This is a genomic window from Clostridium ihumii AP5 (assembly GCF_000612845.1).
In the GTDB taxonomy this organism is placed as follows: domain Bacteria; phylum Bacillota; class Clostridia; order Clostridiales; family Clostridiaceae; genus Clostridium_J; species Clostridium_J ihumii.
In genome coordinates this window covers 58,592-70,550 of the sequence record NZ_CCAT010000043.1, presented here as the reverse complement: position 1 = coordinate 70,550, position 11,959 = coordinate 58,592, and the positions used below count along the sequence as shown (strand labels likewise).

At 27.6% G+C, this 11,959-nt stretch carries 7 protein-coding genes; all 7 read right to left on the bottom strand.

Annotated features, from left to right (window positions below):
- Positions 1 to 186: 186 nt before the first annotated feature.
- The 7 genes from BN346_RS06165 to BN346_RS06135 all read right to left on the bottom strand — a co-directional run bounded on the left by BN346_RS06165 (position 187) and on the right by BN346_RS06135 (position 11,747).
- The gene (locus BN346_RS06165) at positions 187 to 1,032 is read right to left on the bottom strand and encodes a DegV family protein (protein ID WP_040327279.1); all 846 of its coding nucleotides are present in this window, start codon (positions 1,030 to 1,032) and stop codon (positions 187 to 189) included.
- A 318-nt stretch (positions 1,033 to 1,350) separates the two neighbouring features.
- Positions 1,351 to 3,249 carry a magnesium chelatase subunit D family protein gene (locus BN346_RS06160; protein WP_040327278.1) on the bottom strand — a complete coding sequence of 633 codons (1,899 nt, stop codon included), beginning with the start codon at positions 3,247 to 3,249 and terminating at the stop codon, positions 1,351 to 1,353.
- Positions 3,250 to 4,281, bottom strand: coding sequence for a magnesium chelatase ATPase subunit I (locus BN346_RS06155; protein WP_040327277.1), 1,032 nt, complete (start codon positions 4,279 to 4,281; stop codon positions 3,250 to 3,252).
- A 16-nt stretch (positions 4,282 to 4,297) separates the two neighbouring features.
- Entirely contained in the window at positions 4,298 to 5,266 is a 969-nt protein-coding gene (locus BN346_RS06150; RefSeq protein WP_040327276.1) for a TIM barrel protein, read from the bottom strand.
- Positions 5,267 to 5,856: 590 nt separating this feature from the next.
- Positions 5,857 to 6,873 (bottom strand): radical SAM/SPASM domain-containing protein, encoded by a 1,017-nt coding sequence (locus tag BN346_RS06145; protein WP_040327275.1) that lies wholly within the window; start codon positions 6,871 to 6,873, stop codon positions 5,857 to 5,859.
- On the bottom strand, positions 6,866 to 10,612 hold the full coding sequence (cobN, locus tag BN346_RS06140; protein WP_040327274.1) for a cobaltochelatase subunit CobN: 3,747 nt from the start codon (positions 10,610 to 10,612) through the stop codon (positions 6,866 to 6,868). The genes BN346_RS06145 and cobN overlap by 8 nt, the downstream gene beginning before the upstream one ends.
- Entirely contained in the window at positions 10,605 to 11,747 is a 1,143-nt protein-coding gene (locus tag BN346_RS06135; RefSeq protein WP_040327273.1) for an adenosylcobinamide amidohydrolase, read from the bottom strand. Before BN346_RS06135 ends, cobN begins: the two co-directional genes overlap by 8 nt.
- Between the last annotated feature and the right edge of the window lie 212 nt (positions 11,748 to 11,959).

Genomic DNA, 11,959 nt, shown 5'->3' with positions numbered 1-11,959 from the left:
TAATACTAATTATTAACTAATAATTAGTATTATACTATATATGTATATAATTTACAACACTTTATTAATAAAATAATATTCACTTCTTACATAAGTATTTCCATTACAGCATAACTTTATTTATAAAACTACAAAAAGAAACCAATTAATGATATTATCACTAATTGGTTTTTAAATTATTTTTTATTAATTTTCTTCTAAAATGCATATTCCTAAAGCACCAGGACCAGTATGTACTCCCATAGCTGCTCCTATTGTTTCTAAAGAAACATCTGTTATGTTAGGATGGTTTTTAATATCATTATAAAAAGCAGTTGCTTCTTCTAATGCATCTCCACTTAGAACCCATACTCTACATTTACATGATTCTAAATATGTCATAAGAATCTCTTTAAGTTTTGATATTGATTGTTTTCTTCCTCTAGTTTTACAATATGTATAAAGTACACCTTCTTCATCAGATGATACTACAGGTTTTAAATGAAGTAAATTTCCTATTTTTCCGGTAACTTTTCCTATTCTTCCACCTTTTATTAAATAATCCAAAGTATTAAAAGTTATAAAACCATGTACTTTATTTTGAATTAATGGAAGATTAGCCATTACTTCTTCAACGCTATGTCCTTTTTCTATCATTTTTGCAGCTTCTAATACAATAGCACCTTGAGGATATCCTAGTGTTTTAGTATCAAAAAACTCAAATTTGAATTCTTCATGATGTTCACATAATAGTCTTAAACTATTTAATGTTCCTGATAATTTGCTTGATACTGTAGCTACAATTACATGTGTATATCCTTCATTTTTAAGGTCTTCTAAAACTTTATTACAGTAGTTTACATCAGGTAATGAAGTTGTTGGCAATTCCTCTTTTAAAGATGCATACATTTCTTCTGATGTTATATTAACCTTGTCCAAATATTCTCTATTTTTATAAATTATTCTTATCGGTAGTAACTTAATATTGTACCTTTCTAAAGTTTTATTATCTAGATCACAACTACTATCCGTTAATAATGCTATTTTTTGCAACCGCAACTCCTCCTTAGAGTAATGTATATTAAATCAAGCTTTAAACTTCATAGATTTTTAAACCATTTAATTGTAAGGCTTGTATAATTTATTTTTTCAAATTTATATGTATAAATTTTTTATACATAGTGTTTAAACTATACCATAATATTTTACGTAAAACAATATTTTTTATACGACTTAATTTTATTTTATTAAATTTAAGTATGAATATTTGTAATATTGTTTTATTTTACTTTCAAATATTCTTATAATTCTACTTTATTCTTATGTTTTAAACAAAAATACTTTCCAAATATGAAAAGTATTTTCTCCAATTTATTCTATATTTCTTATTGTTTTTGCAATTTCATCTGCCTTTAAATCTTCAAGTTTATAGTAATCTGCATTCATTTCAGTTGCAAGTTCTTTAGCAAGTCCTAGCTTTATAAAATCTTCTTCTGTATCTATAACTATAGTTTGTATTTTTTCTTCACTTATAGTTTTTCCTATTTTTAAAGCTTCTTCAAATGGATCACATTTGTTTATAGCTTGATTAGTTCTACCGTCTGATAATATTACCATAACTTGAATCATGTCTTTATCTTTCTTTTTATAATTTTTTAATACTTCATATGCCTTAGATAATCCTAATGAAAGTGGTGTCTTACCTCCAGTTGGCAAATATTCTAAATTTTTCTTTGCAAGTTCTACACTTCTTGTAACATCTAACAATAATTCTGCTTTTCCTTTTCTAAATGCAATCATACCTACCTTATCTCTCTTTTCATAAGCATCAGTAAGAAGTGACACTATTGCACCTTTTACGGCTTCCATTCTCTTTTTTGCTCCCATTGAACCACTTGCATCAACAACAAACATTATAGTGCTTCCTGTTCTTCTTTCTCTGATCTTTTCTCTAAAATCGCTTTTCTTTATATCTATGGCAACACTTTTCTTTTCATTTTTGTTTTGATGAATACACGCAGCTCTTAAAGTAGCATCAAATGCTAAATCTTTAACTTTTTCTTTTGAAAAATCATATTTTACATATCGTCCTTGAATTAATGTTGTTCTTGTTTTACTTCTCTTTCCAGTACCTTTTCTTTTCCTTTTTTCCATAGGTTTTATATCTAATTTTTTTACTTTAAATATATTACCTATATCATCTAATTTATCACTACTAGAACCTTCATTATTGCTTTCTTGTTTATTTTCTATATCTAAATCTTCTTCTAATTCATTATTATTAGTATCATTTTCATTATTTCTAGATTCATCTTCTGAATTTAAATTGTCCTCATTATTTTGTTCATTTGAGCTATTATCATCATCCTTTTCCTCTTTGTTTTCTTCTTTATTTTCATCATCTTCCTTTTGATTTGGAAGATTTCTCATTCTATGAGGTAAAGCAAAGCGTGAAGCTTCTTTTATATCATCTAGTGTCACATTTTTTCTAGAATCTACTGCTGCAATTGCCTTTGCTGTTTCAATGATTACAATTTCTCCTCTATGACCTTCACAATTAGCTTTATCACAAATTTCTGCTGCAAGTTTCATTGCTTCTTCAGAAACTTTAACAAGCTTTAATATTTTTTTAGCTTTTTTTATACTATCTAAAATACTATTACTTTCACATTTATATTTTTCTATATATTTTATAGGATTACTTTCATATTCTAATCTTCTCTTTATTATTTTTTTTCTTTCATAAATATTTTTATTACTATGTATATCTAAGTATAAACCAAATTTATCTAGTAGTTGACTTCTAAGCTCTCCTTCTTCAGGGTTCATTGTTCCAACTAATATAAAATTACATTCATGTGAAAAAGATATGCCCTCTCTTTCCACTTTATTAACTTTTGATGATGATATTTGCAATATTGAATTTACTATGTTATCACTTAAAAGATTTACTTCATCTATATAAAGTATATTTCTATGAGCTTTTTTTAAAATACCTTGTTCAAAAGTTCTTTTTCCTTCTAATATGGCATCTTCTATATTTATACTTCCTATAAGTCTATCTTCTGTAATATTTAAAGGTACATCTACAATTTCTACATCATCTATAATTGCACCTAAACTTCTAACTAAAGTAGATTTTGCAGTACCTTTTTCACCACAAAGTAAAACTCCTCCAATTTGAGGATTTATTATATTTAGTATAAGAGCTTTTTTAGCATCATCTTGTCCTATAACTGCAGCAAAAGGATATATACTTTTAGTAGTCATTTAAAATTTTTCCTCAATTATTTCTTTAACTTTTGAAATATCAAAACTCTTTTCTTCAAAAGGTTTTTTTCTCATTCTATGAGGAAGTACAAATTCTGCTGCTTCTAACATATCTTCTTTATTAACTTTAGTTCTACCATTAAATGCTGCTATAGTCATAGCTGTTTTTATCATGCTAATATCAGATCTGTGTCCATCTACATCCATTTCAATACTTATAATTGCTGCTATTTCTAAAATATCATCATCATATTTGACTTCTTTTAAAATACTTTGTGCTTTTTCAATTTTTTCTCTTAACTTTTCTTGACTATTTTCAAATTTTTCTGTAAAAATTTTTTTATCTTTTTCATATTCAATTCTTCTTTTTATAACTTCTACTCTTTTTTTAGTATCTCTTTCTCCCATAACATCAACAACCATTGGGAATCTATCCAAAAGCTGAGGTCTTAAATCACCTTCTTCTGGATTCATAGTTCCAACCAATATAAATTTTGATGGATGTGAAAAAGAAACACCTTCTCTTTCTATTGTGTTAACTCCCATAGCTGCTGAATCTAAGAGTACATCTACAATATGATCATCAAGTAAATTTATTTCATCAACATAAAGTATATTTCTATTTGCTTCTCCTAGTATTCCAGGTTCAAATTTCTTTTTACCATTCTTTATTGCATATTCAATATCTAAAGTTCCAACAACTCTATCTTCTGTGGCACTTACAGGAAGATCCACAACCTTCATATTCTCAGTAACTAACTCTATCTTTTCATTTTCCTCAAATTTTCTTTTACATTCATTACACATACTACTTTTATCATCAATACTGCATCTAAAAGCACAACCCTTAATCTCACTTCTTAATGGTAATAAATCAGCTATACCTCTAACAGCTGTAGACTTTGCTGTTCCCTTCTCACCTCTAATTAAAACTCCTCCTAAAGTTGGATTTATAACATTAAGTATCAATGCCTTTTTCATAGACTCCTGACCAACTATTGCTGTAAACGGATACATATTCTTTCTTTCCATACAATTCTCACTCTTTCTATAATAAAACTTTATTTTGAATTTCTACATATTCATTTAATTGATTTAATGAAGTAGTTATAAATTCATAAGTTAAATACTTTGGATTCACACTTTCAACTATTTTTTTAGCATTATAACTTCTAAAAGGTTTATGTTCATCTATATTTATTACATGACCATGAATATTTTTCTTCATTTCTTCTAAGGTAAATTTAGATTTATCATTTCTTTGTTTTCTTATTTGTGCCCTAACATAATCCCCACTTAATGAATAATTAAAATGAATTCCTTTTATAAAGGATTTAACATCTTTTAAATCTTCTAAAACCTTTAGTATATATTCTATAGCTTCATTTTCTGAACTTATATTAACATTTGTGTTAATTAAATGACCTGTATCTAGCATTATCCCTTTATTTTCATAATTTATCTTGTCAATAAAATTCCTAGTTTCTACTCTATTTAAAACTGTTAATCCTGGCCACCACAAATTTTCAAATAGAATTTCTATTTTAGTATCTAATCCCTTTAACACTTCATTTATAAATTCTACAGATGCTTTTAAAACTTTTTCATTAGAAGTTTTAAATTTGTAATTATAAGTTTCTTCTAGTTCTACATGTGATATATGAAAAACCACATATTTTGCTTCAATTCTATCTGCCATTTTTATTTCATTTCTAAACTTTTCAATTAAAACCTGCTTGTCCAAACTTCCATAATAAATTTTAATCTCTTCATCATTTTTAAATTGTCTTTTTAAAGCTTCTTCATCTTCATTCCAAAAATCAACCCATATAGGATAATAAGATAAATGAACACCCTTTATTAATCTTTTAGGTATTATATCTTCATCCAATGCACCAACTCCTAATAATTCAACACCATCTAATGAATTTTGATTTAAAAACTTCTCTATTTCTTTATAATCACCTTTAAACCTCTCCACATCATATCTATAAGTTGACATATTAATAAGCCTCATACTCTCAACCCCCTTCAAATTTAAAATAACATCTTTATCAAGTAATATTATTAAGCTTACACTTTATTCTATTATCATGGTTAAAACCAATTAAGAATTAAGAGTGAAAAGTGAAAAGTTATGGTAGATATTACTCACTTAGTTCCTAATATTTTTGAATAGAAATCCATAGAAACTAAGTTTTTATATTGCATTTAAATAATTTACTTTGCAAATCTAATAAAAAATCGTTTTTTAAAATTGGATCTCCAATTTTTACATTCACTTTCAACTTTCAACTTTCAATTTTCCATTTTCAATTAAATTAATTAGAATTCCCAAATGAAACAAAAATAATTGTACTTTTGAACTTGTTTCGCTATATAGGGTTCTAAGTTCAAATTGAAAAACTTTTTTTAATCAAGGAACAGGAATTATTTAAATAAGTATTTCTTTAAAAATTGATTTAGAAAATCTTATTAATTTGTCTTTTATTAGAGTTTCTTTGAAATTTTTATAAATAACGTTTTAAATAATTACTGTTTCTTGGAATAATTTTGTTCTTATTGGATATTTTAATAATTTCATTTTTCCAGTTCAAACCCATTAAATCAATTAAAATTATCACATATTTCAAATGACACTTTTCTAAGGTAACAATCTTCTTTTGAAACCTGCCCATTAGAATTTATAATACTTCTAGCTGGGCATCCTTTTGTACAAATATTATTAAATCCACAACTGTTACAACTTTCGTTTTCTGCAGTATTTATAGTAATCATTCTTAAGGATTTCAAATCATGTACATTTCCCATATAATATTTTTTACTTCCACTTAAAGATCCACAAGGATATACATCTCCACTTGGATAAACAACCATAGAACCACCATAAGTTGCATGACAATAATTTGTATTACAATAACTTGAAGAATGTTTAATTCTACCTTTTGCATCCTCAATTTCTCTTATTATCACTTTTCTATTTGTTAAATAACTTAAATACTCAGTTTTTTTATAAGCTTCATTAAGATATTTTTCTATATCCTTGTAACTTGCCACCTCTAAATTATTCTTTTTTGCTCTACCTGTTATTCTTAATAAATCTAAACCTATTCCATTAACATTACCAAGATAATAAGCAAGCTCAATTAATTTACTTAAACTTCTTATACTATCTTTTGTTATTACTGTGTTTAAATTTACTATTACTCCATTTTTACCTAAAGCTTTTATACCATTTATAGCTTCTACACTTTTCCCTCTAAGTTTTTCATTTATGTCTAATCCACCATCAAAACTTATACCCATTTTTATATCCATTTTTTTAATTTCTTTAGAAATTTCATCATCTATTAACGTTCCATTGCTTTGCATTTGTAATGTTATTTTTTTATCTTTACTTTGAACATAATTATAAATATCTCTTATAAGAGAAAAATTCATCATTGGCTCTCCACCAGCAAATTGAATTTTGAAACTATCACTTTTAATCATATCAATAGCTTTTTTAGCTGTATCAAAAGTCATATATTCCTTCTTTTCTCCACCATTTGCATAGCAATATTTACAATTTAAATTACAATCATTTGTAACCCACAAAACTAACAACTTAACATTACTAAACATAATCTTCTAAATCGCCTTCTACATTAAGATATATTTTTCTAAGCTCATTTAAAGTGTCTTTATCTCCATTCCACATACCTCTTTTATTTGCTTCTAATAATCTTTCTGTCATATTGTAAACTGCCCATGGATTAGCCTCTTTTATCCAATCTCTTCTTTCTTCATTTAAAAGATATTCTCTTGCAACACCATCATACATCCAATCTTCTATAACACTTGATGTGGCATCCCATCCAAACATAATATCTACCATAGCTGAAACTTCCTGTGCCCCTTTATAACCATGTTCTTTTAACCCTTCAAACCATTTTGGATTCAATATTCTTGATCTCATTATCCTAGCTGTTTCTTCATTTATATCTTTTAATTTAACTCTTTTAGGATCACTGCTATTTCCTGAGTATGATTTTGGCATGTTGCCTGATGCTCTACTTACAGCAGCTACAAGCCCACCATGATAGTTATAAAAATCATCACTATCTAGCATATCTATCTCCATTGAAGATTCATTTTTAACAGTAACCTCCACACTAGACAATCTTCTTTCAAACACTTCCTTAACTTTTTTACCATGAATATTTTTTCCGTAGGCATGTCCACCCCAAAGAGTATACACATCACCTAAATCATTTCTGTCATTCCACTTTTTACTGTTGATTAAAATATCTACACCTGCACCATAAGTACCTGGTGGGCAACCAAAAATTCTCATACCAGCTTCTTCTTTTGCCACTTCTAAAGAAATTCCTTCACTTAAAAGTTCATCTATTTCATTTAAAACATGTTTTCTTAAGTAATTGTTTTTTTCATCTTCTGGAAGACTAGAAGCTAGATTAACAGCATCTTCTATAAGTTCAATAAGATTTGGAAATGTATCTCTAAAAAGACCTGTAATTCTTAATGTTACATCAATTCTTGGTCTTTTTAGCTCTTCTAAACTAATTTTTTCAATACCAACTACTTTTTGAGACCCTTCAAGCCACTTTGGTTTAATGCCCATAAGATATAAAATTTCTGCTATATCATCACCAGTAGTTTTAATAGTTTCCCCTGAATAAACTACAATTGAAATACTTTCAGGATATTTCCCCTCATCTTTTAAATATCTATTTATTAATTCATCACCTAGTCTTTTGCCAACTTCCCAAGCTGATTTAGTTGGAACAGACGTTGGATCTATCGTATAAAAATTTCTACCAGTAGGTAATATGTCCACTCTTCCTCTTGTTGGGCATCCAGAACCACCACTAGATACAAACTCTCCATTAACACCTTTAATAAGATTTTTTAATTCATCAGTTGTATCATTTAACTTTTTAGTTACAACCTTTGAAACAAACTTAAGTACTTTATCTAAATCACTTGCTTTTTCTTTATCAAAATATTTTGTAATTATAGAAGTTATAGAATCTTCACTATAATTTTCTTTATGAAAATCATCTATAATTCTTCTACTTAAATCTAAAAGCTTGTCCAAAATCATTAAATTAGTTTCATCATTTTCATTTTTTTCATAAGGCTTATCTTTTAAAGTGTTATAATTTATATTTTTAGCTATGCATACACTTTCTATTAATGAAGGAACTTCTCCATTAGGTAAATTTAAAAGTGCAACTATCATATTTACATATCGTTTTTCTTTTGGAGCAACACCAAATATATGAAGCCCATCTTTTATTAAAGAACATTTAATTTCTTCAATCCAACCATGTAATTTTTCTATGCTATTAAAACTATCTTCTCTTAACTCTTCCTCTTTTATATTTAAATCATCATGAAAATTATTCTTTATCATTAGCTCTATAAGTTCATTTTTAATTCCATCTACTTTACCTACATCACTGTTTTTAGCATGATAATATTGTTTTATAAGTTCATCTATATTTTCCATTTCTCCATATAGTCCACTCTCCATCAGTGATGGAATTAAGTGATCTAAAACTGTTGCATATGACCTTCTTTTAGCCTGTGCACCTTCACCAGGAACATCTATTATATATGGATATAAGTTAGGAATATCATCAATGTTTATATCTGGATAACATTCATCTGTAAGCCCTATTTCCTTACCTGGAAGCCACTCTAATGAGCCATGGGTTCCAACATGTATAATGACATCTGCTTTAAATACATTTCTTATCCACTTATAAAAAGCTATATATTGATGTGGTGGAACTATATCTGTACTATGATAGACTTCTTCTGCTTTATCTTCATATCCTCTTGCTGGTTGAAGTCCTATAAACACATTTCCATTAAGAATTCCTGGCACTGGGAATTTATCATCATAAACCATAAATTCTCCTGGTGCTTTTCCCCAATCTCTCTCCATTTTTTCTTGTACATTGTAACTTAATTTTGAAAACCAACTAATATAAGTATCTTTATCTATTAAATCTATGCTTTTTTCTTTAACCTTTTCTTCACTTAGCCACTTAGAATCATTGCTAACACAATCTATGATATTATTTATAATTTCATCACCATTTTCAAAATCATAATCTAGTTTAACATTATTACTTTTTAATTCATTTACAATGTTAAAAACACTTTGTGGTGTATCTAATCCAAAAGCACAACCTATCATGTCATTTCTTGGTGGCATATTATGAAATATTATTGCAACTTTTTTATCTTTGTTTTCTTTTCTTCTAAGTTTTGCAAAATTAAGTGCTAGCCTACATACCTTATTTACACGCTCTTCAATAGGGAAAAATGCATACCTATCTCCAAGTGCATCTCTTATAAGCTCATTAGTTGCTGTAGCTACTGTTATAATTTGGCCATCAAATTCAGGATCATAAACATTACCGCAAAGTGCCATACTATCTATTCCCTTAATTGATTTTTTAAAGCTTTCATAACTTTGATAAGTTCCAATTGCTTGAAGCACAGGTACTTTTAATTTTTCAAAAATGCTTTCTTCTACATATGTAGTTCCATCTCCTGGATTTCCAAGAATACTTTGTGCATGAGCCATAGTATTTATAACTACATCTACTATAGGCTCATTTTCTTCCATTAAGTAATTATCTATAACATATTGAATGCCTTTATATCCTACAGATTCATCTTTTGCAGATGCAGTATATACAGCTAAAGGAACTCCACCTAAATTTTCTACTTCTTCTATAAATTTATCTATATGTCTTGTATTATTTTCAAAGTAATAATTACTATAAAACAATATTCCAACTACTGACTTATTACTATCTTTTGCTTTTTTTATATACTCTTTTTCATCTTCAACTTTTCTTCCCTTGTAATAAATCCCTTCCCAAACTCTTTTTTCAGCATCACTATAATTATAGTTTTTACTACTATAGGTAGATGCTAAGTATAAAACCATATTTCTAAAGTTATTATTTCCACCTATTTTATAGTATTTAAATATGCTACCAAACTCTTCTTTTGATATACTAGACTTTCTAAGTAAAAGTTCATTTTCTCCATCAACTGAAGAATATATAAAAAACTTCTTTTTCCCATTAAATTCATCTATCAGTGAATTCACTGTTTTAAAATATGTAATTCCACTATGAAGTGATATAAAGATAAAATCTGATTTATTAAATATATCTTTATATTCATCTAAATTTTCTTTGTCATTTTCAATTTGCCTACTTTCTAAAAAATTAAATACAAATTCATTTTTAAATTCTTCCTTTAAATTTCTACAAACTTCTTTTAATCTATACTGTGCATCAAAATTTGACATTACAAATGTTATATTAAACATCTCTTTTCACCCCAGCTACAAGTGTTATAATAAGTATAAATTTATCTATTAATTTTGAAATAATCTGGTCTTTTGAATCTTCATCATTAATATTTAACTTAGCATGACCACTTAATGGACTTTCTAAATCAAAATTACTGCAAATTTCATTTAAAATATTAATACATTCTAATGAAACTTCTTCTTTTGATAAAAGTTCCCAATCTAATTCATCTATAAGATGCGCATATAAGGATGTTAGTGTTACAAGTCTATTGTTTCTTTCAATTTTATGTACACTATTAATAAATTCTGCTTTTGTTAGATCTAACTGAGCTTTTTTATGAATACAAATATTCTTGTATTTTTCCCAAAGTATATCTTCATCTACTTTAAATCTTTTCATTCTCTTTAAAAAGCTATGTTGATACTTTGGGCTTAATTCTGTTTGTAAAAAAAGTGCTTCTTTTACTGCTGACTTTACAGAAAGTCCTATAAGTTCACCAAGCTTTGAATGTTTTCCTGCATCAGTTAACTTATTATCTGAACTTGGATTAGAAACTACTATTATTCCATCAGTTCCTGAACCAGTAGCAAGTCCTCTTGAATACATGCTTCCTGCCATAAGTTCTGTAATTGCTGCTGTCTTTGCTTCTGTCGCTGTAACCACTGACCTAACCATTGTTCCTTCTGCTAAATCAGCATCTATAACCAAAATAATATTAATAGTTCCTAGTTTTAACTTACTAATTTTTTTATTTCTTTCAACATAAGATGCAGGGTCACCAGCTCTTCCACCATTCACATCTATACCACCAGTTACTATTGCTGTTACTTTAACATCTTCAAACTCTTCCTCTTTTATAGATACATTATCCATTGATGCAGCAGTACAAAGACCACTTGCAAATTCCCCATCAAGTCCAAGCTCTGTTGCTGTTATCATCATATGTTCTTCATAAGTTTCCCCCTTCATTGTACAAGCAATTCCTGCACCAGGATTAGAATCATTATTAAAAACATACTTCAAATCTTCTCTATAACCTCCATTTAAAGGCCCTGAACTAACCACCTTTCTTTCACCTTTAAAAGGTATAACTATACTTTTATCATATCTATGTACTTCATCACCAGTTGACAATTTATATATCATCATAAAAAAACCTCCTTATCACATGGTTTTAATCTCTTTCTCAAATGATAGTACTAAAGTTACATGTTATTTCTATTTTTATATTGAAAATCAGGTAAGAACTAAGAGTGAAAAGTTATGGTAGTTATTACTCACTTTGTTCCTATAATTTATCGATTTGTATTTGAAACCAATTAAGAATTATGGTGAATATCCCCGGGGATTGAAATCCCCGC